Origin of the sequence: Salinicola salarius, assembly GCF_002179555.1 — a bacterium.
Taxonomy (GTDB): Bacteria; Pseudomonadota; Gammaproteobacteria; order Pseudomonadales; family Halomonadaceae; genus Salinicola; species Salinicola salarius_A.
This window is the reverse complement of record NZ_NHOU01000010.1, coordinates 1-22,164: the sequence shown is the minus strand read 5'-3', so window position 1 is coordinate 22,164 and position 22,164 is coordinate 1. Positions and strand designations below refer to the sequence as shown.

Here is a 22,164-nt window from a genome sequence, read left to right as displayed (position 1 = left end):
GTGATGTCTCCTTGAAATTCCCTGGCTACTGGCGGTTCTGTGCCAGCGCGTTTTCTTCCATGTGGCTGCCTTCGAGCGACAGCGATAGCGCCGTCAGCTGGATAGCGTGACCGGCAAGTTCAATCTGACAGGGCTGCTGGGCGTCACAGTCGAACTTGCCAGCGCTGGCGAGCGTGGTGTCGCCGGAACGGATCTGCGATGCGAGCCCGGTGCCGACCTCCAGCGTGGTCGGGGCGTCCGGGTCGCCATAGCCGTGAAGTCTGGTGCCGCGAATCCTGTCCAGCGAGGCGACCTGGTCGTTGAATCGGGCATCGATCCGGTAGTGGCCGGCGGGCAGATGAACGCTGCCGCCCTCCGGTGCATCGGTCAGCGTCAGCGCGAGCCAGCGGTTGTCGGCGGCGTCTTCCTCGAGCGTCTCCGGCTGGGCGCCGGTCATCGCCGCGATCGACAGGCGATCGGCCGGGGCCATGATGCCGCCGAAGACGGCCAGCACGAATATCAGGCCACCTAAGTAGAGGGCGTGGATGAAATGGCCGCCCAGTCGCTGGCGACGGGCTGCGCGAGGATCGTCGGGCTCGCCGGCGGAAATGCCCTGGCGTGACCATTTCTGGCGGTTGAAGCGAAAGCTGACATAGGTCTTCAGGATCGCGCCGCTGAGCTGGTTGTAGTAGAGCATCGGCACCCACAGTGCGCTCCAGCGTCCGCGCTGCCAGGCCAGTACCAGGCTGGTCAGGCCGCGGGTCATCAGGATCCACAGCAGGTAGGCGAAGATGAACGATGGGCGCACGAACAGCGTCAGCATGATGGCAATGGTGGGGCCGATCAGCGTGGTCCACATGGAAAGCCGCTGGTCGACGAGGCTCCACCAGGTGAACCAGCCCATGCGGCTTGGCCCCAGTGCGATGGCACGGCCGTTGGTGCGCAGCATGTTGCCGAACCAGCGGCGCATCAGATCGAGTGTCGACTTGAAGAATCGACGACGCTCGGGCAACTCCTCGAAGCCGGTGACGTAGACATCCGGAAGGTAGAGCATCTTCCAGCGGTTCTTGAGCAGCCAGAACCAGGTCGACTTGTCATCGCCGGAGAGGAACTTGAAGTTGCCGAAACGCCAGTGCTCGACGTGGTCGTTCTCGACCAGCTCGATGAACTCGGGCTCCGTGGCGAGATCGGCACGAAACGCGCTGTAGCGGCCGGTCAGGACGAGCAGTCGCTCGGATACCGAGGTCGAGCTCATGACCAGGTGACGCTGGGCGTAGCGCAGGTCGTACCACTCCTTGGTCACGTCGTTGCCGATGACCACCGCGTTATTGTTGGTGGTGATCGCGCCCAGATCATCCTTGGCCAGAAAGAACGACAGCGAACGTTCCAGCGTGCCGGGTTCGATGCGGATGTCACCGTCCATGCTGACCAGCAGCGAGCGGTGTGTCGGCATGCAGCGGGAGATGGCGCGCAACACCTCGGCCATGGCCGAGCGTTTGCCATCACCTTTCTGGAACATGTAACGCACGCTGACGTTGTCGGGCCAGCCATGCTCCTCCATCACCTGGTCGATGATGTCGACATCGCTGCGATCGGCGATGGCGGCGAACAGCGTCGTCGGCACGCCATAATTCGCGGCATCACGAATCAGGGCGTCGTAGACGGCGAAAGTGACCTCGGTGTCGATCCGAAACGAGGTACACAGGATATAGAGCGCGTCCGGCGTCTCTCTGGCGCCGACGGCATCGGCCTCGGCCCGCAGCCGAGGAAACATGCGGCGGTTGTACCAGACGGAACGTACCGCCTGCACGAACCACCACGAGTAGCGCCAGGCCCCTATCAGGCCCACGGCGAAGATGAAGCTCTTCGAGCCGGGGTGAAAGACTTCGCCCGGCAGATGGGTCACCAGCAGCAGGGTCAGCGTCGCCAGCAGTAGGATGACCGTCGCTTCGGTCGCTACCGAGGCTTTGCTGGGCCTGGCACGGGTGTAGTTGATATGGCTCATCGGGATGTCCTTGGGGTCGTTCCTTGACGTCGTCCCTTGCCCTTGGGGTCGTTCCTTGACGTCGTCCCTTGCGCGTCTGCCGAATCCGCCTAGCAGACGCTAAGTTCCTGTAGACCCGTGCAATGGCACCGGCCTGAACCGTGATGGAAATCGGGGCGGCGGCGGTCACTGCCGCCGCCGACGGCAGCGCACGTTATAGCGTGTAGGCGATGCCCGGGCCGCTGCGCTCGGCCTGTGACGCCAACGGCGCGGGGGCCTCGGTGGGCTGGGAAATGCGCAGCGAGTCGGCGCGACCGACCGCGAAGTAGAGCAGGCCGGCGGCACGCACACTTTCCGGGTTGAACAGGTTGCGGCCATCGATGATCGCTGGCGTGGTCAGCTGTTCGCGCAGGCGGCGGAAGTCGACGGTGCGGAAAGCCTTCCACTCGGTGCAGATGACCAGCGCATCGGCGCCTTCGAGGGTGTTGTCACGACGTTTCGTCAGAACCAGGTCGTCCCGCTCGCCGTAAATTCGCTGACACTCCTTCATGGCTTCCGGATCGTAGGCACGAATCTTGCCGCCGGCTGCCCATACCGCTTCCATCAGCTCGCGACTCGGGGCTTCGCGCATGTCGTCGGTGTTGGGTTTGAACGCCAGCCCCCAGACGGCGATGGTCTTGCCTTGCAGGTCACCGTCGAGTGCTTGAGACAGCTTGGTGTAAAGGCTCGCCTTCTGGCGGTAATTGACGGCCTCGACCGCGTTGAGCAGTTCCGCCTCGTAGCCGACGCCGCTGGCGGTACGGGCGAGCGCCTGAACGTCCTTCGGAAAGCAGGAGCCGCCATAGCCGCAGCCGGGATAGATGAAGCTGTAGCCGATGCGCGGGTCGCTGCCGATACCCCGGCGCACGTTTTCGACATCGGCACCGAGTCGCTCGGCCAGATTCGACACTTCGTTCATGAAGCTGATCTTGGTCGCCAGCATGGCATTGGCGGCGTACTTGGTCAGTTCGGCGCTGCGGATGTCCATGAACATCAGCTTTTCCTGGCGCCGGTTGTAGGGTGCATAGCACTCGCGCATCAGCGGTTCGACGCGGGGGGAATCACAGCCGATGATGATGCGTGCGCCCTGCGAGAAATCTTCGACGGCAGAGCCTTCCTTAAGGAACTCCGGATTCGAGCAGACGTCGAAGGGAATATCCACGTCGCGCTGTTGCAGGCGACGACGGACTGCATCGGACACGCGATCCGCGGTTCCGACCGGCACCGTGGACTTGTCGATGATCAGTTTGTACTCCTGCATGTGTTCGGCGATGGTGTCTGCCACGCTGAGCACGTATTTCAGATCGGCGCTGCCATCTTCGTCCGGCGGCGTACCCACGGCGATGAACTGCAGGGTGCCGAAATTGGCCGCTACCGCGGGATCGGTGGTGAACAGCAGGCGCTCTTCGGCCACGTTCTGTTTGACCAGCGCTTCCAGACCGGGCTCATAGATAGGAACGATCCCGTTCTCGAGGCCTGTGATCTTGTCGCTGTCGACATCCATGCACATGACTTCATGGCCGGCATCGGCGAGGCAGGTTCCGGTAACGAGACCTACATAACCAGTTCCAAAGATGGTAATCCGCATGATGGCTCTCCTTGCTGATTCGTATCGTTATGTGTCCGACGTTCACGAGCTTGTCTCGTGGCATCGGTCATTCGATATGCCAGTCATTGGCATTCATATGAGTGTTGAACACGGCAATTTGTCATCCGCTGCAAAGACGTCACGTCCTGCAAAGCGTCACGTAATGGGGCGATGAGGATTACGAAAGCCAATCAAATCCGAGGCTAATTTCCATTAAGATGTCAAGCCTTTGATTTTAGTGGTCTTTAAGATCTTTATTCTTTACAGCTAATGACAAACAGTGTTTCCGAAATACGAGGACAACGTTAGTTTCAAAGCGTCTTTCGTTCCAATTCAGGAAAAGCTCATGTAAAGAAGAATGCGGCTTTAGTGTCGTTCTATTGCACAGCGTGTGACTTTATGACGACATCTATTGTCTCTGGTTGGAGACGCCAAAAAGCGTTCTGAAGCGGTTTTGGTAACTTTATTTTTCCAATGGGTGTGATTGGAAAATTTAGTTTCCGAGTTTTTCTTTTTGTGTTCTTTTGATGTTGCGTAATTCAACGACACCAAGTGTCTGTGAATGGCTTCCTCGTTCCTGATGGCATCGACGGTGCTCGGGCAGGCAGGCAGTCAGGTAGAGGCCGCGGTCCTCTGGCGAGAACCAAGGGTTCACAGCGTGTGCAAAGAGGACTAAAATGGTCCTATATAGCGGCTGTCAGGATCGAGAGGGCATCACGGCATGCTGAAACTATCGAAATTGACGGATTATGCGGCGGTGATCATGGCGCAGATCGCGCGGGATCCCGAGCAGGCGCATACAGCGGCTGAACTGGCGGCACGCGTGAGCCTTCCGCACCCCACGGTAGGAAAGACGCTCAAGATGCTTTCCCGAAGCGGTTTGCTCGAATCCCGCCGCGGTTCTCATGGGGGGTACGTGCTTTCCCGATCTCCGGCGGAGATCACCGCCAGCGACATCATTGCCGCCATCGAGGGGCCGATCGGCATGACCGAGTGCAGCCATGCCGATGGGGACTGCGAGCTGATGGACACCTGTGGCGTTGCCGACAACTGGCAGCGGGTGTCACAGGCGATACGGACACTGCTCGACTGTGTCACGTTGGCGCATCTCGCTCAGTCCAGCCCGCTCAAGTTGCCGGTGCAGTTACCGATTCAAAGCGTGACGTTGCCTTCGACGACCGGGGCAGTGCGCGAACATTAAGAAGACGTGGCAATGGCAGGTGCGGTGGCGGTGAGAGTTTGCCGCTTCTCGTGTCCAGCCGGGATTGCATCTTCGTCATAAGACTCTCGGTGGAGAGGAGAGAAGACCATGGCTAGCGAAGAGATGGAGCAGTTGGTCCGTCGCGAATACAAGCAGGGATTCGTGACCGACATCGAAAGCGATACCGTGCCGCCGGGCCTGGATGAAAGCACGATCGCCTTCATTTCCCAGAAGAAAGAAGAGCCACAATGGATGCTCGATTGGCGCCTCGAAGCCTATCATCAGTGGCTCAAGATGACGCCGCCGTCCTGGGCGCATCTCGAATATCCCCCCATCGACTATCAGGCAATCTCCTATTTCAGTGCGCCGAAGAAGCCGGAAGACCGCCCTCAGAGCCTGGACGAGGTCGACCCCAAGCTGCTGGAAACTTACGAAAAGCTGGGTATTCCGCTGCACGAGCGGGCGGCGCTGGCGGGGGTGGCCGTCGATGCCGTTTTCGATTCGGTATCGGTGACCACGACGTTCAAGGAGAAGCTCCACGAGGCCGGGGTCATCTTCTGCTCCATCTCCGAGGCGATTCGCGAGTACCCGGAACTGGTGCGCCAGTATCTGGGGACGGTAGTGCCGCAGGCCGACAACTATTTCGCCGCGCTCAACTCCGCGGTCTTCACCGATGGCTCGTTCGTCTACGTACCGGAAGGCGTCAAGTGCCCGATGGAGCTGTCGACCTACTTCCGGATCAACGCCGCCAATACCGGCCAGTTCGAGCGTACGCTGATCATCTGCGACAAGCAGGCGCAGGTTTCCTACCTCGAAGGCTGTACCGCGCCGATGCGTGACGAGAACCAGCTCCACGCGGCGGTGGTCGAGCTGGTCGCGCTGGAAGATGCCTACATCAAGTACTCCACGGTGCAGAACTGGTATCCGGGCGACGAGGAAGGCAAGGGCGGCATCTACAACTTCGTCACCAAGCGTGGCGACTGCCGTGGCGACCGTTCCCGCATCAGCTGGACGCAGGTCGAGACCGGCTCCGCCATCACCTGGAAGTACCCCTCCTGCATGCTGCGTGGCAAGGAGAGCATCGGCGAGTTCTATTCGGTCGCGGTGACCAACGGTCGCCAGCAGGCCGACACCGGCACCAAGATGATCCACATCGGCGAGAATACCCGCTCGACGATCGTCGCCAAGGGCATCGCCGCCGGTCGCAGCGATCAGGCCTACCGTGGTCTGGTCAAAATCGGGCCGCGGGCCAAGGGCGCACGCAACTATACCCAGTGTGATTCGCTGTTGATCGGCGACCAGTGCGGCGCCCACACGTTCCCCTATCAGGAGATCGGCAACAGCACTGCCACCGTCGAGCACGAGGCCACCACGTCCAAGATCGCCGACGATCAGCTGTTCTACTGCCGCGCGCGCGGGATCGACGAAGAGGACGCGGTAAGCATGATCGTCAACGGCTTCTGCAAGGACGTCTTCCAGGAGTTGCCGATGGAGTTTGCGGTCGAGGCCGAGGCGCTGCTCAACGTCACGCTGGAAGGTTCGGTGGGCTGATTCGCCGCCACTGTCGAATTCATATGCCAATTCGGGAGGCTGCGTCGGCGGTCTCTCTCGTTTCAAGGGTTTCACATGCTCGAAGTCAAAGATCTTCACGTTACGGTCGAGGACAAAGCGATCCTCAAGGGCCTCAATCTGACCATCAATGCCGGTGAGGTCCATGCCATCATGGGGCCGAACGGCGCGGGCAAGTCGACGCTGTCGGCCGTGATCGCCGGCAAGGATGGCTACGAGGTGACGCAGGGCACGATCCTGTTCGAAGGTCAGGACGTGCTCGAAATGGAAATCGAAGAGCGGGCTCGCGCCGGTCTGCTGCTCGGTTTCCAGTACCCGGTCGAGATTCCCGGGGTCAAGAACATCTACCTGCTCAAGGCGGCGCTCAATGCCCAGCGTGCCGCGCGCGGGGAAGGAGAGATCCCGGCGCCGGAGTTCATGAAGCTGGTGCGCGAAAAGAGCGCCGAGATGAAGATGGACCCGAGCTTCCTGCAGCGAGCGGTCAACGAAGGATTCTCCGGCGGCGAGAAGAAGCGCAACGAGATTCTGCAAATGCTGGTGCTGCAGCCGAAGCTGGCGATGCTCGACGAGATCGACTCCGGCCTCGATATCGATGCCATGAAGGTCGTCGCCGACGGCGTCAACTCGCTGCGTGACGCTAATCGCGCCATTCTGCTGGTAACGCACTATCAGCGCCTGCTCAATCACATCGAGCCGGATCATGTTCATGTGCTGGTCGATGGTCGTATCGTCAAGAGCGGCGACAAGGACCTGGCGCTGGAACTCGAAGCCCGCGGTTACGATTGGGTGCTGGAGGGATCTGCCGCATGAGTGCACCGGAACGCTTTCTCGAGCGTCTGACCGCACGCCGCGCCGAAGACCCCAGCTGGGTCGCGGCACGGCGCCAGGCCGGCGCGGCGCGCTTCGAGGCAATGGGTTTTCCCACGCGACGTGACGAAGAGTGGAAATATACCGACGTGCGCCGTATTGCCGAGGGCGATTTCGCTCTGGCGACGGACGCCGCGTTCGACACTGCCCGCTTCGACGAGCAGCGCCTGGATATCGACGCCTATCGGCTGGTACTGGTCGACGGCGTGTTCAGTGCCGAGCTGTCCCGGCTCGACGGCCTGCCTGCCGGCGTTTCCCTCGAACCGCTGTCCAAGGCAATGGCTACCAACCACGAGGCAGTAGGCGGTTCGCTCGGCCGTCTGGCGGGTGTCGATTTCTCGCCGTTCACGGCGCTCAATACCGCCTTCGCCGAAGAGGGCGTCATCGTGCGTCTGGCACCCGGTACGGTGGTCGACAAGCCGATCTACGTGCTGCTGCTGTCGCGGGCCAACGAACGGCCGGTGATGAGCCATCCGCGGGTACTGATCGAAGCGGGCGCGCGCGCCGAGGCGACGATCGTCGAACATTATTCGGGCGAGCCCGACGCCGCCAATTTCACCAACGTGGTGACCGAAGTGCTGCTCGATCGCGGCGCCATCGTCGATCACTACAAGTTGCAGGAAGCGGCGCTGACGGATCTGCACGTGGCCAGCATCCACGTCGATCAGGGGCGCGACAGCCGCTTCAACTCGTACAACCTGAACCTTGGCGGGGCGCTGGTACGTACCGATCTGGTGACGGATATCAATGCCGAAGGCGCCGAAGCGGCCTATAACGGGTTGTTCTTCGTCCAGGGGCGTCAGCACGTCGACAACCACACGCTGGTCAATCACAACGCGCCGCGCACGTTCTCCAACGAGAACTACAAGGGTGTGCTAGATGACCGTTCTCGTGGCGTGTTCAACGGCAAAGTCTTCGTCAAGAAGGACGCGCAGCAGATCGAGGCGTACCAGAACAACGCCAACCTGCTGCTGTCCGACCGTGCCGAGATCGACACCAAGCCGGAGCTGGTGATCTACGCCGACGACGTCAAATGTTCCCACGGCGCTACCACAGGCCAACTGGACGAGGAAGCCGTCTATGCGCTGCGTAGCCGCGGCATCGACGAGCCGATGGCCCGGGCGCTGCTGACATTGGCCTTCGTCGGCGAAGTCATGGACAAGGTGCGCCTCAACATCATTGCCGAGCGCGTCGAACGGGCCGTTGCGGGACGTCTGCCGGATCGTTTCAACCTGGCTGATCTGGTGGAAACCGCCGAGGCGATTCAGGAGGCTTGAGATGACCGCGATTACCGATCTGACGCTGGACCTGGCGGCCGTACGTCGGGATTTTCCGATTCTTGATCGAGAGGTTCACGGTCGACCGCTGATCTACCTCGACAACGCGGCCACCAGTCAGACGCCGGTGGCGGTCATCGACAGCCTCAGCGACTACTACCGTCGTTACAACGCCAATATCCATCGCGGGCTGCATACGCTGGCCGACGAGGCGACGGCGGCCTTCGAAGGCGTGCGCACCACGGTTCAGCGCCACCTCAATGCCTTCGAGCCGCGCGAGATCGTGTTCACGCGGGGGACCACCGAGGCGATCAATCTGGTCGCCAACAGCTGGGGCCGGGCCAACCTGAAGGCGGGCGACGAGGTGGTGATCTCGTTGATGGAGCATCACTCCAACATCGTGCCCTGGCAGTTGCTCGAGCGTGAGCTGGGGATCGTGATCAAGGTCATCCCCGTCGATGCGCGAGGCGTACTCGATCAGGAGGCCTATCGCGAGATGCTGGGCGAGCGGACCAGGCTGGTCTGCGTCAACCATGTCTCCAATGCGCTGGGCACGATCAATCCCATTGCCGAGATGGCGCGCGATGCCCATGCCGGCGGTGCGCTCATGCTGGTCGATGGCGCCCAGGCTGTGCCGCATCAGGCGGTCGACGTGCAGGCGCTGGATGCCGACTTCTACGCCTTCTCGGGTCACAAGGTCTATGGGCCGATGGGGGCCGGGGCGCTGTATGCCAAGGCTTCCATCCTCGAGTCCATGCCGCCGTGGCAGGGTGGCGGAGAGATGATCTCGCGAGTCTCCTTCGATCGTGGCACTGAATTCGCGGCCGTTCCGCACCGGTTCGAGGCGGGAACGCCTTCGGTGGCCGATGTCATCGCCATGGGCGCGGGACTGGACTGGGTCAACGCGCTCGGCATCGAGCGGCTGTCGGCCTGGGAGCAGTGGCTGCTGGATCATGCGACCCAGAAGCTCGAACAGATCGACGGGCTGAGAATCATCGGCACGGCACCGGAGAAGGCGGGCGTGATTTCGTTTCTCGTCGACGGTGCGCATGCCCAGGATATCGGTCTGTTGATCGATCAGTTGGGTGTGGCGATTCGCACCGGACATCACTGCGCCCAACCGGTATTGAGTCATTTCGGTGTCGAGGCGACCTGTCGTGCCTCGCTGGCAGTCTACAACACGCCGGAAGAGGTCGATGCGTTCGTCGAGGCCTTGCAGCGCGTGCTGGGCATGCTGCGCTGAGCCGGTTCCGGCTTCCGGCGTGTCCGGGCCGGCAATTCTGTCAGGAGCAACGATGGATCCGCTAAACGAGGTCTACAAGGGTCAGGAAATGCCGCTGCAGCGGGATGTCGATGTCATTTCGATTCCGTTCGGCAAGACCATCACGCTGGCCGAGGACAGCACCGTGGTGGTGATGCAGGCCAAGGGCAACTCGATTACCGTCAGCTACGAAGGCCGTCTCTATCTGATCGAAGGCCATGATCTCGACGCGCTGGGGCTGAAGGCGCTCGAGCGGCCGACGCTGGATCCCGATGCGACGGAAGCGGAAATGGAAGCTTTCGTCTGGGAGCAGTTGCGGACATGCTTCGACCCGGAGATACCGGTCAACATCGTCGATCTGGGACTGGTCTATGGCTGTCGTATCGAGCGCCTGCTTACCGGCGAACGCATGGTGACCATTCGCATGACGCTGACGGCGCCCGGTTGCGGCATGGGCGACGTGATCGCTGAAGACGCGCGGCGCAAGATTCTCGGTGCGCCGCAGTTCTCCAAGGTTCACGTGGAAATCGTTTTCGATCCTCCCTGGAGCCGTGAGATGATGAGCGAAGAGGCGCGCCTCGAGCTGGGAATGTTCTAGGGTCGACGGGACCCTGGGCATGTGGCATGGAGTCAGGCTTTCCGGGCTGCGCGAGCCGGTTTCTGGCAGGATAACGAACGCGACATGCTGATTGACATCTCTAATCGCTATTCGACTCCCGGCTGGGGCGCCCGACGATCGCTTTCCCCACACCGTTACCGTGTCGTTCATCCATGCTCGAGCTGCTGAAGGGATTGCTCAAGGCACTGTTCGCTGGCCTGTTGCTGCTGGTGATCGGTGTCGTGGTGATCAATCTCTGGATACTCCAGAAGACCCACGCCCGAATCGAACACGAGGTGCCGCTGTGTGCCATGCAGCCGGTCGGGCTGGTCTTCGGTACCGCGCAGTGGCTGCGAGAGGGCGGCACCAATCCCTACTATCAGGCCCGGATGGAGACCTCGGCAGAGCTGCTGAGGCTTCACCGCGTTCAGCATCTGCTGCTTTCCGGCGACAACCGCACGCGGTACTACAACGAGCCCATCAGCATGTGGCGCTCCTTGCGCCATCGCAACGTCAGCGATGCTCACATGACGCTCGATTATGCCGGCTTCAGTACTTTCGATAGCGTGGTTCGTGCCAAGGAGGTGTTTGGCGCGGATCGCCTGATGCTGATTTCCCAGGGCTGGCACCTGCCACGGGCTCTGTTCATCGCCGAGGTTCTGGGGATCGAGGCTACCGGCTGTGCGGTGCCCGATGATGGCGTTGAGGGAGAATGGCGGCTACGTCTACGCGAATGGCTCGCCCGTGCCGCTACCTTTGGCGATCTCTACGTCTGGGGGCGAAAGCCTTACTTCCTGGGGCCTCTGGAGCCGATCCAGCTGTCATCGCCATGACACGCATCCAGGCCTGAGTTGTCGCCAGCAAGGTAGCATGCCTCCAAGAACCGCTTCTTAGCGTTGGCGTTGCTGCAGCTTGTTGATCTCCCGGATCAATGCGCGGCAGTTCTTCCAACACCGTTCCAGCGAGGGCTCCAGGGCTTCCGGCAAGGGGTGCGTGAACGCGGTGCCCAGCGCCTGCATCAATACGCGCTCCTGCTCGAGCAGCTCTCCGAGTAGTACGGCACTGTCGTTGCCGACGAAGCTCTTGATACGGCTCCAGAGCCAGAGGTAATCGTCGCGTTCGACATCGGCATCGCGAGGCAGTATATCGAGATGTTCGCGAACCAGTTGCTGCAGTTCGCGCATGGCGGCCCCACGTTCCTCGTAATGGGGTTTCAGGGCATTACGCAACGCCGGTCGCAGGCGATCGAGATTGTCCTGAAAGTAATCGAGACTGTCGGCCAGCGCTTCGAGTACGCTGTCCATCGCCACTTGGCGATTGTCGAGAAACATGTGCGGCCACCTCCTGAGGTGACACAAATTGTGCGGCCGGAAACACTGTTTTGCCACCCCCGGGCGCAGAAAAATTTAGGATTTTCGGCCATTTGTTCGACCGCTATCCATCAGCCCTTGGGTTTCGGCGGCGCTTTCCGTGGCGTGCTGGCATTTTTCTCCAGATGCTCGACGATCAGGCCCGCGATATCCTTGCCGGTCGCGGTTTCGATACCCTGCAGGCCAGGGGAGGAATTGACCTCCATGATCACCGGGCCATGGTTGGAGCGCAGCAGATCGACACCCGCCACGCCGAGCCCCATGGCCTTGGCTGCGCGAATCGCGGTGGAGCGCTCTTCCGGCGTGATGCGGATGACGCTGGCGGTGCCGCCGCGGTGGAGGTTGGAACGGAATTCACCCTCGGCAGCCTGGCGCTTCATCGATGCCACGACCTTGTCGCCGATCACGAGGCAGCGAATATCGGCGCCCTTGGCTTCCTTGATGTACTCCTGAACCATGATGTTTGCCTTCATGCCCATGAAAGCCTGGATGACCGACTCGGCGGCCTGGTTGGTTTCCGCCAGGACCACGCCGATGCCCTGCGTGCCTTCCAGCAGCTTGATCACCAACGGTGCGCCCTTAGCCATGGTGATCAGGTCGGGGATGTCGTCGGGCGAGTGGGCAAAGCCGGTGACCGGTAACCCAAGCCCCTTGCGGGAGAGCAGTTGCAGGGAGCGCAATTTATCTCGCGAGCGAGTGATCGCGACCGAATCGTTGAGCACGTACGTGTTCATCATCTCGAACTGCCTCAGCACGGCACAGCCGTAGAACGTGACCGATGCTCCGATGCGCGGAACGATGGCATCGAAGGACTCGAGCTCTTCGCCCTTGTAATGAATCGAAGGGCGGTGCGAGGCGATGCTCATGTAACAGCGCAGCGTGTCGACGACTCTGACGGTATGGCCACGCTGCTCGGCGGCCTCGACCAGGCGGCGCGTCGAGTAGAGGTTGCGATTGCGTGACAGGATGCCGATATGCATGCGCTTGGGGCTCCGATGCGTGAATGGAAGGAAGGGCGAGGCGAAACGGGCCGTCAGGGTTCACCGTGCAGGAACGCGGCGCCAGGGGCAACCAGAAGCCGCCGCATGGCGCGCCTTCCCAGCAGCATGGGGTGGCGCATGTTGCTGCGATCGGTCAGGGTCAGCTCGATGGGGAAATCCAGCCCGCCGAGCAGAAGACGCGTACGAATGACATAGCGCCACTCCTGCTGGCCGTTGGAACTTCTCACCCGGCGACGATCGTGCAGAGGCAACTGACATTCATGGTGCGTGCTCTGCTGGCCACTTGAGCGGGTGATGAACCGAACCCACGGGTGACCGTTCTCCTCGTAGGGTTCGATCCGTTCCGCATGCAAGGCCGATGTCCTCGCGCCGGTGTCCGCCTTGCAGCAGAGTGTCATGTGCAGGTCCGGTAGCGTGACCATTTCACGTCGGCCGATGACCGCCTTGGCCTGGTAGGGTAGTGCTTTCATGGGTTCAAGCATTCCATTCTCTGACGAGCCGGCCCACGGCAGAGTTCGCCGGCGCCTGACGCAGCATCATCAATATGGGCAGGCGCAGGCGAGGGATCAATGCCAAATCATGGACGACGCGGCGGAAGTTGGCATTCCTGCAACTTGCCAGACGTTCCAGAAACCGCTCGAGCCGGGTTTCATGTTCGAGGTGCTGCCAGCCGCGGGCGGCGATGGCGGCGAGACAGTCGGCGGCCATGAGGTCGTCGTCTTCGAGAATACCATCGAGCCATTCTCCGACCCGGGGTTCGTCACTGCCCAGTAGCGCTCTCAGCAGGGCGCAGAACGTCTCTATATCCTGCGCTTCGCGGGCGGTGGCGAGGGCGTGCCAGAGAGTGGGAAGAAGCTCGGCCGGCGTATCGCCATGCTCCATCAGGTAGCACAGCGGCAGGATCACCTCGCGGGGCAGCGTGTTCAGGCGCAGCGCCAATGCCTCGATGACGGCGGGATCGCTGGCGACCACCTGATCGGCCAGCCCTTGGAGGCCGAGCATTTGCCAATTGAGAGCGTCGTCGCCGATGAGGTAACGGCGCGCCATGTCCGAATGCGATGACGACGGTTGCCCGAAATGGCGAGACAGGCGAGCATGCAGCAGCGCGCGCTGGTGCAGCTCCGGTTCGAATGCCAGTGGATTGTCCTGCATCAGATTGGGCGGCTCCAGCTTACCTTGTGCGAGACCGTTCTCTGACGGATCGGCAGCCTGGGTGCCCAGGGTCTGGAGCAGGCGATCGAGAAATCCGTCGCGCGCGGCAGGAACCAGCATGCCCTGTTCGTCCAGCGGTAACGACAGAAACCAGATCGCCGGATCCTGGTAGGTAGCTGGCCAGCGCAGGGCGCATGCGACCTGTGCATGGCCGTTCCAGGGTAGCGGCCATGGCTCGCGCTCCTGTTCGAAGGCAGCGAAAGTGTCCTGGCGCATTGGCGCCACACGTCGGCCCAGGGTCGACAGCGCAAGCTCTGCGCCGCTATGGGCGAAAAAATCGCTCAGCGTTTGCATGGTAGCGGTCGTCATTTTCATCAAGGCGCGCACTGTAACTTGCGGTGATGGCGCTGGATAGGGGGTGGCCAAAAATTGAACAGTTTCCGCCAAGGCATGGCTTGCGGCGCTCCGATCAAGGTGTCCCAAGTTTATCCACAGGCTCTTTCAGGGTTTCTGTGAGCAACCCTGAAGGCGCCATATCCAGACAGCAACAGGAGAGAGAATGAGTCCACACGATGAATTGGCCAGTGCCTTGCGTGAATTGGAAACGGCCCTGATGGAGGCCGGCTTCTGGGAGAAATCCCGGCCGGACGCTTCGGCGTTCGAAAGCCGGCAACCATTCTGCGTCGATACCATGTCACTGCCGCAATGGCTGCGGTACGTCTTTATCGCCCGTCTGCAGGCACTGATCGACGCCCGTGCGACCCTGCCGGAGAGCTGCGCGGTCGCGCCGGCAATGGAGGTGTGGCTCAAGGACGAACCGGCCTCGAGGAGAGAGCCGGTAATTCGTGAACTCGCCGTCGTCGACCGCATCGTCACCCAGGCGTGAGCGGTCACAGCGAGCATGGTCGTTCGCTTGCTGAATCGCGGACACAAAAAACCGGGCCCTGAGGCCCGGTTTTGCTATCGATCGCCGATCGCTTAGAAGCGAGCGGTAACACCGGCACCGACGGTGACCGGGTCGAGATCGATGTCGCGGCCGCCATCGATGTCGGCGCTGACATCGGTGTACTGCGCGAAAGCGTTAAAGCCGAAGTTTTCGGTGACGTTCAGGTCAACGCCCAACTGGCCGGCTGCGCCCCAGGAGTCGTCTACGCTGCCGACACCGCTCTCGTCGGAGAACGTGGTGTAGTTGACGCCGACACCAGCATAGGGCTGGACACGAGAGTCCATGCCGCCGAGCGGGTAGTACTGAGCCATCAGGTTAATCGGAACCTGCTTGAAGTTGCCGCCTTCAGCGTGAACCTTGGTTTCGGTCATGGAGCTCAGCTCGACACCGATCTTGTCGTGAACCATGTAACCCAGGCCCAGGTAGGCGCCCTTGTCGTTGTCATCGGTATAACCGGTGTCAACGTCGGTCTTGGCAACGCCCAGACGGCCGTAGAAGTCGCCAGCGCCGTAGGCGAAAGCGGCTTGGGTTCCGAATGCGCAAGCGCCGGCAACCACCAGTGCAGAAAACAGTTTGGTCTTGGTCATGATAAGTACTCCCTTCCTTTCATCATGAAGCCGTGTTACCGGCTTTCACATTCTATGAGACAACGTCCCTATGATAGGAAACAGTGTTTTTTATGTCCAGTAAAATTTTGAAACAGCGTTTTTTTACAGCTCCATAGGCGTTATGCCTGCTTGTGCGCAATCCGCTGCTACCGGCTAGGATTAGCGTAGTAGCGAATGGCTCGAGTTGCCAATACGAGATGAGATGGCAGCACATCGCGCAAGGAGTGCTCGTGGAGAGTCGTCAGAGAAACTGGATGTTGTCGATCGTGGTGCCGGTGATGAACGAGGAAACGGCCATCGAGCGGTTCCTGGAAGCCGTGGATTGCACGCTGGGCGATGCGGTGCCGCGACTGGAAATTCTGTTCGTCGACGACGGTTCCACCGATGCGACGCTGGCCACGCTGCGAGAGCGGGCAGCGCTGGATCCTCGCACTCGGGTGATATCGCTGACGCGCAATTTCGGCAAGGAGGCTGCCATGACCGCCGGTCTCGACCATGCGCGCGGTGATGCTGTGGTGCCGATGGATGTCGATCTGCAGGACCCGCCGGAGGTGATTCTGGAATTCATTCGTCTATGGCGGGAGCACGGCTACGACATGATCTACGGCATTCGGGGTTCGCGGGATGAAGATACCCAGGCGAAGCGGACCTCCGCGGGGCTTTTCTATCGCTTCTTCAACCGGCTGGCGGAGACGCCCATCCCCAGTAACGCGGGAGATTTCCGGCTGATGGATCGCCGTGTCGTCGAGGCGATCAAGCGATTGCCGGAGCGTAACCGGTTCATGAAAGGGCTGTTCAGCTGGCCCGGATACCGTTCGACCGGCATCTATTACAACCGGCCGGCGAGAGAGAGCGGAGAGAGCAAGTTCAACTTCTGGAAACTCTGGAACTTCGCCATCGACGGTTTCGTCAGCTTCTCGACCTGGCCGCTGCGCATCTGGATGTATTTCGGCGCGGTCATCGCGGGGCTCGCATTCCTCTACATTCTGCTGCTCGTGGGGCGTGTGATCGTGGTGGGCAGCGATGTCCCCGGCTATGCTTCTTTGATGACGGCGATCCTGTTCTTCGGCGGCATGCAACTGCTGTCCGTCGGGATTCTGGGCGAGTACGTGGGACGCCTGTTCATCGAAACCAAGCAGCGGCCGCTCTACCTGGTCGCCGAAGACAGCCTGGATGATAAAGATAGCCTGGCCAAAGCGGGTCTGGTCGATGAGGCCTCCCGCAACTCATGAAACGTCGACTCAAGCGCGAAGCCAAGACCGCCGCACGTTTCGGCCTGGTAGGCACGGCGGCGACGGCTGCCCATCTGTCGGTCGCGGCTGTCCTGAGCGCGCTATGGCCGGCGCTGTCGGAATTCATCGTCAACCTGTGCGGGTTTCTGGTGGCCTTCCAGATATCTCTCATTGGTCATCGGCGGCTGACATTCCGGCGCCGCGGGCGGGCAAAGCGCTTTTTCACGCTGGCGGTGCTGGGATTCGTGCTCAATAACGGGGTGCTGGCGGCGCTGCTGGCATCCACCAGGATCGCGGGATTCTGGGCCATCGTCATTGCTACGTTGACCGTGCCGTTGATCACCTACATCGGTTCGCGGCTGTGGGCGTTCCGCGAACATCATGTCTAGGGCCCGGAGGCGGAAAGGCTGCAGGCATGCATGGGTGGGCACGGCACCTTTCAGGCAAAGCCAGGGGGCACCTTTCAGGCAAAGCCAGGGCGGGGACGCGGGCCGGGTATCGGGAGGGCATGAACGGAGCATGAAAAAGGGCTCCCGCAGGAGCCCTTCGATGCCTAGAGTCCATCACGCACGCTTTGCTAACGCGAGATCTGCTTGTACTCCCCGGCATCGCTGGTCACGCTGCTAACCACCAGGATGGCGATGACGGAGGCGATGAAGCCGGGAATGATCTCGTAGACGCCGGGGCCCCCCATGAATTCACCGTTCCAGCCCAGCGAGATCCAGACGATGACGGTGAGAGCGCCCACCACCATGCCTGCGATGGCGCCAGCGCCATTGGTGCGCGACCACATCAGCGAGAGAAGGATCAACGGGCCGAATGCCGCACCGAAGCCGGCCCAGGCGTTGCTCACCAGCCCCAGCACCTGAGAGTCCGGGTCGGACGCAATCACGGCGGCCACCAGGCCAACCAGCACGACACTGATCCGGCCGATACCGACGGTTTCCTTCTCCGTCGCCTCCTTGCGCAGGAACAGGCGGTAGAAGTCCTCGGTCAGCGACGAGGAGGCCACCAGCAGCTGGCTGGAAATCGTACTCATAATCGCGGCAAGCAGCGCGGCATAGAGGAAGCCGGTGATCAGCGGATGGAACAGCAGATCCGCCAGGATGATGAAGATCGTTTCCGGATCCTCGACTTCCATACCGTTACGGATCGCATAGGCCCGGCCGAATATGCCCAGCGAGACAGCGCCGATCAGGGAGATGAGCATCCAGCTCATGCCGATGTTGCGGGCGACGGGTACATCCTTCAGCGACCGGATGGCCATGAAGCGCACGATGATATGCGGCTGTCCGAAATAGCCCAGCCCCCAGGTCACCGCGGAGAGCCAGCCGATGAAGGTCAGCCCATCTGTCCACGACAGAAGGGTGGGATCGACCTCGTTCAGGGTCTGCGAGGCTTGGGAGAAACCGCCGCCTCCTTCGCCGAAGATCACCACCGCCGGCATGATTACCAGTGCCAGCATCATGATGCAGCCCTGCACGAAGTCGGTCATGCTCACGGCCAAAAAGCCGCCAACGACCGTATATGTCAGGACCACGCCGAGCGTGATGATCACGCCCGCCGCATAGTCGCTCAGGCCACCGATGCTGATGACATTGGCAAAGGCGCTTTCGAACAGCTTGCCGCCCGCCACCAGGCCTGACGCCGTGTAGACCGCGAAGAAGACGACGATGACGATAGCGGATACCGTCCTCAGCGACATGGCCCGGGTGGGGAACCGGTTTGCCAGAAAGGCCGGGATGGTGATCGCATTGCCATAGTGAACCGTCTGTTCACGAAGGCGCGGTGCGACCAGGAGCCAGTTGAAGAACGCTCCCACGAACAGGCCGATACCGATCCAGGCCGAGCCCAGGCCGGAGACGAACATCGCCCCCGGCAGCCCCAGCAACAGCCAGCCGCTCATGTCCGAGGCGCCGGCCGACAGCGCCGCCACCTGCGGGCTGAGCGTCCGGCCGCCCAGCATGTAGTCTTCCGACGTGGAAGTGGATGTGCGCATGGCGTAGAGGCCGATGGCGATCATGAGCGCAAAGTAGGCAAAAAGGCTTATCCAGACACCAATAGCCATAAAAACGTCTCCTGTTTCTTAATTATTAGGTTTTGTCTGAAAAGTCGTCGAGCGAAGGTCAGACAAGGCAAAAATCGGCGAAAAGACGGAGTTTACGCGGTGTAAATGAGTACTTTGAGCCGATTTTTAACGCCGTATGGCCGAGCGCAGGCAGTTTTCAGACAAAGCCTAGGCCGGACGTGGCGATCACTCGTCTCCCATGGCAAGCAGTGAGGCGTTCCCACCCAGCGCGGCCGTATTGATGGTGCGCGTCTTTTCGGTGACGAAGCGTAACAGATAATGGGGGCCGCCCGCCTTGGGTCCGGTACCGGAGAATCCTTGTCCGCCGAACGGCTGTACGCCGACGACCGCGCCGATGATATCGCGGTTGACATAGACGTTGCCGACGCGGATGCGGCTGGCGACATGGTTGGTGAAGTTCTCGTTGCGACTATGAACGCCGAACGTCAGCCCATAGCCCTTGGCATTGATGGAGTCGATGACCGCTTCCAGTTGATCGGCGCGGTAGCGGGCGATGTGCAGCAGGGGGCCGAACTGTTCGGTTTCCATCGACTCGATGCCGTCGATATTGAATGCCATCGGCGCAACGAAGGTGCCGTTGCTGGTCTGGGCCGGATCGAGTTTCGCCTCGGCGATCAGGCGGCCTTCGGCCTTCATGGTCTCGACATGCTTGAGCAGACCCTGGCGGGCGTCTTCATCGATGACCGGGCCGACATCGGTGCCCAGGTCACGCGGATCACCGATGCGCAATTCATCCATGGCCCCACGTAGAATCTCGATCACACGGTCGGCGATATCTTCCTGAAGATAGAGAACGCGTAGCGCGGAACAGCGCTGTCCGGCACTCTGGAATGCGGAGTGGACGACATCGGCCACGACCTGTTCGGGCAGGGCGGTCGAGTCGACGATCATCGCATTCATGCCGCCGGTCTCGGCGATCAACGTAGGGAGCGCGGCATTTTCCCTGGCGGCCAGGGCCCGGTTGATGATCTGTGCGGTGTCGGTCGAGCCGGTGAAGACCACGCCGGTGATGCGCGGGTCGCTGCTCAGGACGCTACCCACGGTGGGGCCGTCGCCAGGCAGCAACTGCACCACGTCCCGGGGCATGCCGGCCTCGTACAGCAATTCGATCACGCGGTTGGCGACCAGCGAGGTCTGCTCGGCGGGCTTGGCAAGCACGGTATTGCCGGCCACTGCCGCTGCAACGAGCTGTCCGGTAAAGATGGCGACGGGGAAGTTCCAGGGGCTGATCGCGGCGAAGACCCCTTTGCCCTGCATCACCAGCTCGTTGGACTCGCCGGTCGGCCCTGGCAACACGGTCGGCTCGGCAAACAATTCACGCGCGCGCGCCGCGTAGTAGCGGCAGAAATCCACGGCTTCGCGAATCTCGTCGACACCGTCGGTGAGCAGTTTGCCGCCCTCGCGGGAGCAGAGCGTCATCAGTTCCGCGAGATGCGTCTCCATCAGGTCGGCGTGGCGTTCGAGAATGGCCGCACGCTCCTCGACCGGCGTCTCGCTCCAGCGGGGGAAGGCCTGCCAGGCGATATCGACGGCCTTTTCGGCCTGCTCGCGCGTGGCCCACTGCACGCTGCCCACGGACTGACGGCGGTCGTATGGGCTGGTGACCCGCTGGCGCTGGCTCTCGTCGTCGGCGACATCGATTCCGAGCAGCGGCTTGACGTGATGCTCGCGCTCCATGAACTCCGCCATGCGATCGACGAGCGGCTGATATTCGCTATTGATGTTCAAGTTGACGCCCTTGGAGTTCTTGCGTGCCGGACCGTAGATCTGGCGCGGCAACGGGATCTTGGTATTGGCGAAGGCCGGGTACTGCTTGAGGGTGGCGATCGGATGAACGCAGAGCGATTCCACCGGAACGCGGGGGTCGACCAGCTGATGTACGAACGACGAGTTGGCGCCATTTTCCAGCAGGCGCCGGACCAGGTAGGGCAGTAGATCCTTGTGCGCTCCCACCGGGGCGTAGATGCGACAGTAGGTGCCTTCGGGCGCCCGGGTCAGCGCAGCATCGTAGAGGGCTTCACCCATGCCGTGCAGGCGCTGGAATTCGAACGCGCGGCCGGCATGGTTGGCCCGCTCGAGAATGTTGGTGATGGTGTGCGCGTTATGCGTCGCGAACTGGGGGAAAATACGGCCGCGGGTGTTCTCGGACAGCAGGAACTGGGCGCAGGCGAGATAGGCGACATCGGTACACGCCTTGCGGGTATAGACCGGGTAACCATCGACGCCGAGCTTCTGCGACTCCTTGATCTCGGTATCCCAGTACGCGCCCTTGACCAGACGCAGCGGGATCTCGTCGCCCTGTTGATCGGCCAGGCGGTTGATGTAGTGAAGGACTGGCAAGGCACGCTTGGAGTAGGCCTGGACCACCAGGCCGAAATGCCCCCAGCCACGGCAGACATCGCTTTCGAAGACGGCGCGGAAGACCTCGAGCGACAGTTCGAGGCGATCCACTTCCTCGGCATCGATGGTCAGCGCGACGTGGCGCTCGCGGGCCAGTTCGACGAGCTGCTTGACCGTACCGACGAGCTCTTCGAGTACCTGGGTGCGGCGGCCGAATTCATAGCGCGGATGCAGCGCCGACAGCTTGATCGACACGGACGGCGCCGGTGTTCTGGCGTCCAGCTTAAGGCTGGTCTTGCCCACCTCGAGAATCGCCGCGGCGTAATCGTCGAAATAGCGCTTGGCATCCTGACGGGTACGGGCGGCTTCGCCCAGCATGTCGTAGGAATAGGTATAGCCCTTGTTGAAGAGCGGCCGGGAGCGCTTGAGCGCTTCGTCGATCGTGCGGCCCAGCACGAACTGCTGCCCCATGATCTTCATCGCCTGGTACATCGCACTGCGAATGACCGGCTCGCCCATGCGATTGACCATCTTGTTGATGAAGTTGGCCGGCTTGCCTTCTCGCGGCTTGTCCATCTGGATCACGTTGCCGGTCATCAGCAGGCCCCAGGTCGAGGCATTGACGAACCAGGATTCACTCTGGCCCAGATAACGCTTCCAGTCGGCGACCCCCAGCTTGTCCTCGATCAGCGCGTCGGCGGTGGCCTTGTCGGGAATGCGCAGCAGCGCTTCGGCCAGGCACATCAGCAATACGCCTTCCTGCGTGTCGAGGCTGTACTGCTGAAGCAGCTCATCGATGGAGTCGACGGCGGTATCCATGGCCCGGACATCGCGCACCAGCTGTGCTGTCTTGTCACCGATTCGTGCGAAATCGGCTTCACCGGCTCCCAGGAGCGTACACAGCTCGGTCAGATAGGCGTCTTCGTCGACGATGTAATGGTCGCTGATTCTGGCAAACAGGTCGTCGAGCGAAGTCTGCCAAGTGGCAGTGTCCAGCATTTGATCGGCTTTTAGCATTGTTGAAGCCCCTATGTAAGCGTTCATTCGGGGACGTAGTAGACGC

At 61.4% G+C, this 22,164-nt stretch carries 19 protein-coding genes; 10 read left to right on the top strand and 9 right to left on the bottom strand.

From position 1 onward, the window contains the following. Window positions 1-25: 25 nt before the first annotated feature. Both CCD76_RS09770 and CCD76_RS09765 read right to left on the bottom strand, forming a co-directional pair. Window positions 26-1,984 carry a glycosyltransferase gene (locus tag CCD76_RS09770; protein WP_087719333.1) on the bottom strand — a complete coding sequence of 653 codons (1,959 nt, stop codon included), beginning with the start codon at window positions 1,982-1,984 and terminating at the stop codon, window positions 26-28. A gap of 193 nt (window positions 1,985-2,177) precedes the next feature. Next, window positions 2,178-3,590 (bottom strand): UDP-glucose dehydrogenase family protein, encoded by a 1,413-nt coding sequence (locus tag CCD76_RS09765; protein WP_087719332.1) that lies wholly within the window; start codon window positions 3,588-3,590, stop codon window positions 2,178-2,180. Between the two features lie 721 nt (window positions 3,591-4,311). Between CCD76_RS09765 and CCD76_RS09760 the strand changes: the two genes are divergently transcribed. The 7 genes from CCD76_RS09760 (at window position 4,312) to CCD76_RS09730 (ending at window position 11,196) form a co-directional block, all read left to right on the top strand. Next, a complete protein-coding gene (locus CCD76_RS09760; RefSeq protein WP_087719331.1) occupies window positions 4,312-4,791 on the top strand; it encodes an SUF system Fe-S cluster assembly regulator in 480 nt (159 codons plus the stop codon). Window positions 4,792-4,899: 108 nt separating this feature from the next. Continuing rightward, window positions 4,900-6,342, top strand: coding sequence for a Fe-S cluster assembly protein SufB (gene sufB / locus CCD76_RS09755; RefSeq protein WP_087719330.1), 1,443 nt, complete (start codon window positions 4,900-4,902; stop codon window positions 6,340-6,342). A gap of 75 nt (window positions 6,343-6,417) precedes the next feature. Continuing rightward, the gene (gene sufC / locus CCD76_RS09750) at window positions 6,418-7,170 is read left to right on the top strand and encodes a Fe-S cluster assembly ATPase SufC (protein ID WP_071233242.1); all 753 of its coding nucleotides are present in this window, start codon (window positions 6,418-6,420) and stop codon (window positions 7,168-7,170) included. Then, window positions 7,167-8,504 (top strand): Fe-S cluster assembly protein SufD, encoded by a 1,338-nt coding sequence (gene sufD, locus CCD76_RS09745; protein WP_087719329.1) that lies wholly within the window; start codon window positions 7,167-7,169, stop codon window positions 8,502-8,504. The genes sufC and sufD overlap by 4 nt, the downstream gene beginning before the upstream one ends. A gap of 1 nt (window position 8,505) precedes the next feature. After that, a complete protein-coding gene (locus CCD76_RS09740; protein ID WP_087719328.1) occupies window positions 8,506-9,747 on the top strand; it encodes a cysteine desulfurase in 1,242 nt (413 codons plus the stop codon). 52 nt (window positions 9,748-9,799) lie between these two features. Beyond that, window positions 9,800-10,363 carry a putative Fe-S cluster assembly protein SufT gene (sufT, locus tag CCD76_RS09735; RefSeq protein WP_087719327.1) on the top strand — a complete coding sequence of 188 codons (564 nt, stop codon included), beginning with the start codon at window positions 9,800-9,802 and terminating at the stop codon, window positions 10,361-10,363. A 173-nt stretch (window positions 10,364-10,536) separates the two neighbouring features. Then, window positions 10,537-11,196 (top strand): SanA/YdcF family protein, encoded by a 660-nt coding sequence (locus CCD76_RS09730; RefSeq protein ID WP_087719326.1) that lies wholly within the window; start codon window positions 10,537-10,539, stop codon window positions 11,194-11,196. Window positions 11,197-11,253: 57 nt separating this feature from the next. Here the strand turns inward: CCD76_RS09730 and CCD76_RS09725 are convergent, their stop codons facing one another. The 4 genes from CCD76_RS09725 to CCD76_RS09710 form a co-directional block, all read right to left on the bottom strand. Next, window positions 11,254-11,694 (bottom strand): hypothetical protein, encoded by a 441-nt coding sequence (locus CCD76_RS09725; protein ID WP_087719325.1) that lies wholly within the window; start codon window positions 11,692-11,694, stop codon window positions 11,254-11,256. A 110-nt stretch (window positions 11,695-11,804) separates the two neighbouring features. Then, window positions 11,805-12,713 carry a 30S ribosomal protein S6--L-glutamate ligase gene (rimK, locus tag CCD76_RS09720; RefSeq protein ID WP_087719324.1) on the bottom strand — a complete coding sequence of 303 codons (909 nt, stop codon included), beginning with the start codon at window positions 12,711-12,713 and terminating at the stop codon, window positions 11,805-11,807. Between the two features lie 53 nt (window positions 12,714-12,766). After that, entirely contained in the window at window positions 12,767-13,204 is a 438-nt protein-coding gene (locus tag CCD76_RS09715; protein ID WP_071233235.1) for an ATP-dependent zinc protease family protein, read from the bottom strand. A gap of 4 nt (window positions 13,205-13,208) precedes the next feature. Next, the gene (locus tag CCD76_RS09710; RefSeq protein ID WP_087719323.1) at window positions 13,209-14,240 is read right to left on the bottom strand and encodes a DUF3549 family protein; all 1,032 of its coding nucleotides are present in this window, start codon (window positions 14,238-14,240) and stop codon (window positions 13,209-13,211) included. A gap of 205 nt (window positions 14,241-14,445) precedes the next feature. On the opposite strand from CCD76_RS09710, the gene CCD76_RS09705 reads away from it, so the two are divergent. After that, the gene (locus tag CCD76_RS09705) at window positions 14,446-14,772 is read left to right on the top strand and encodes a YqcC family protein (RefSeq protein ID WP_087719322.1); all 327 of its coding nucleotides are present in this window, start codon (window positions 14,446-14,448) and stop codon (window positions 14,770-14,772) included. A 92-nt stretch (window positions 14,773-14,864) separates the two neighbouring features. On the opposite strand, the gene CCD76_RS09700 is transcribed toward CCD76_RS09705, so the two are convergent. After that, entirely contained in the window at window positions 14,865-15,419 is a 555-nt protein-coding gene (locus tag CCD76_RS09700; RefSeq protein ID WP_087719321.1) for an OmpW/AlkL family protein, read from the bottom strand. A gap of 251 nt (window positions 15,420-15,670) precedes the next feature. Between CCD76_RS09700 and CCD76_RS09695 the strand changes: the two genes are divergently transcribed. Together CCD76_RS09695 and CCD76_RS09690 are read left to right on the top strand one after the other, a co-directional pair. Continuing rightward, the gene (locus CCD76_RS09695; RefSeq protein WP_256961242.1) at window positions 15,671-16,672 is read left to right on the top strand and encodes a glycosyltransferase family 2 protein; all 1,002 of its coding nucleotides are present in this window, start codon (window positions 15,671-15,673) and stop codon (window positions 16,670-16,672) included. After that, window positions 16,669-17,061, top strand: a complete 393-nt coding sequence (locus tag CCD76_RS09690) for a GtrA family protein (RefSeq protein ID WP_087719319.1) — start codon at window positions 16,669-16,671, stop codon at window positions 17,059-17,061. The genes CCD76_RS09695 and CCD76_RS09690 overlap by 4 nt, the downstream gene beginning before the upstream one ends. A 188-nt stretch (window positions 17,062-17,249) precedes the next feature. Here CCD76_RS09690 and putP read toward each other — a convergent pair whose 3' ends face one another. Together putP and putA are read right to left on the bottom strand one after the other, a co-directional pair. Then, entirely contained in the window at window positions 17,250-18,740 is a 1,491-nt protein-coding gene (putP, locus tag CCD76_RS09685; protein ID WP_087719318.1) for a sodium/proline symporter PutP, read from the bottom strand. A gap of 186 nt (window positions 18,741-18,926) precedes the next feature. Then, on the bottom strand, window positions 18,927-22,118 hold the full coding sequence (gene putA / locus CCD76_RS09680) for a bifunctional proline dehydrogenase/L-glutamate gamma-semialdehyde dehydrogenase PutA (RefSeq protein WP_087719317.1): 3,192 nt from the start codon (window positions 22,116-22,118) through the stop codon (window positions 18,927-18,929). Between the last annotated feature and the right edge of the window lie 46 nt (window positions 22,119-22,164).

Coding starts and splice junctions, on each gene's coding strand:
- CCD76_RS09770 (WP_087719333.1), bottom strand. CDS start 1,984: ATGAGCCATATCAACTACACCCGTGCCAGGCCCAGCAAAGCCTCGGTA.
- CCD76_RS09765 (WP_087719332.1), bottom strand. CDS start 3,590: ATGCGGATTACCATCTTTGGAACTGGTTATGTAGGTCTCGTTACCGGA.
- CCD76_RS09760 (WP_087719331.1), top strand. CDS start 4,312: ATGCTGAAACTATCGAAATTGACGGATTATGCGGCGGTGATCATGGCG.
- sufB (WP_087719330.1), top strand. CDS start 4,900: ATGGCTAGCGAAGAGATGGAGCAGTTGGTCCGTCGCGAATACAAGCAG.
- sufC (WP_071233242.1), top strand. CDS start 6,418: ATGCTCGAAGTCAAAGATCTTCACGTTACGGTCGAGGACAAAGCGATC.
- sufD (WP_087719329.1), top strand. CDS start 7,167: ATGAGTGCACCGGAACGCTTTCTCGAGCGTCTGACCGCACGCCGCGCC.
- CCD76_RS09740 (WP_087719328.1), top strand. CDS start 8,506: ATGACCGCGATTACCGATCTGACGCTGGACCTGGCGGCCGTACGTCGG.
- sufT (WP_087719327.1), top strand. CDS start 9,800: ATGGATCCGCTAAACGAGGTCTACAAGGGTCAGGAAATGCCGCTGCAG.
- CCD76_RS09730 (WP_087719326.1), top strand. CDS start 10,537: ATGCTCGAGCTGCTGAAGGGATTGCTCAAGGCACTGTTCGCTGGCCTG.
- CCD76_RS09725 (WP_087719325.1), bottom strand. CDS start 11,694: ATGTTTCTCGACAATCGCCAAGTGGCGATGGACAGCGTACTCGAAGCG.
- rimK (WP_087719324.1), bottom strand. CDS start 12,713: ATGCATATCGGCATCCTGTCACGCAATCGCAACCTCTACTCGACGCGC.
- CCD76_RS09715 (WP_071233235.1), bottom strand. CDS start 13,204: ATGAAAGCACTACCCTACCAGGCCAAGGCGGTCATCGGCCGACGTGAA.
- CCD76_RS09710 (WP_087719323.1), bottom strand. CDS start 14,240: ATGCAAACGCTGAGCGATTTTTTCGCCCATAGCGGCGCAGAGCTTGCG.
- CCD76_RS09705 (WP_087719322.1), top strand. CDS start 14,446: ATGAGTCCACACGATGAATTGGCCAGTGCCTTGCGTGAATTGGAAACG.
- CCD76_RS09700 (WP_087719321.1), bottom strand. CDS start 15,419: ATGACCAAGACCAAACTGTTTTCTGCACTGGTGGTTGCCGGCGCTTGC.
- CCD76_RS09690 (WP_087719319.1), top strand. CDS start 16,669: ATGAAACGTCGACTCAAGCGCGAAGCCAAGACCGCCGCACGTTTCGGC.
- putP (WP_087719318.1), bottom strand. CDS start 18,740: ATGGCTATTGGTGTCTGGATAAGCCTTTTTGCCTACTTTGCGCTCATG.
- putA (WP_087719317.1), bottom strand. CDS start 22,118: ATGCTAAAAGCCGATCAAATGCTGGACACTGCCACTTGGCAGACTTCG.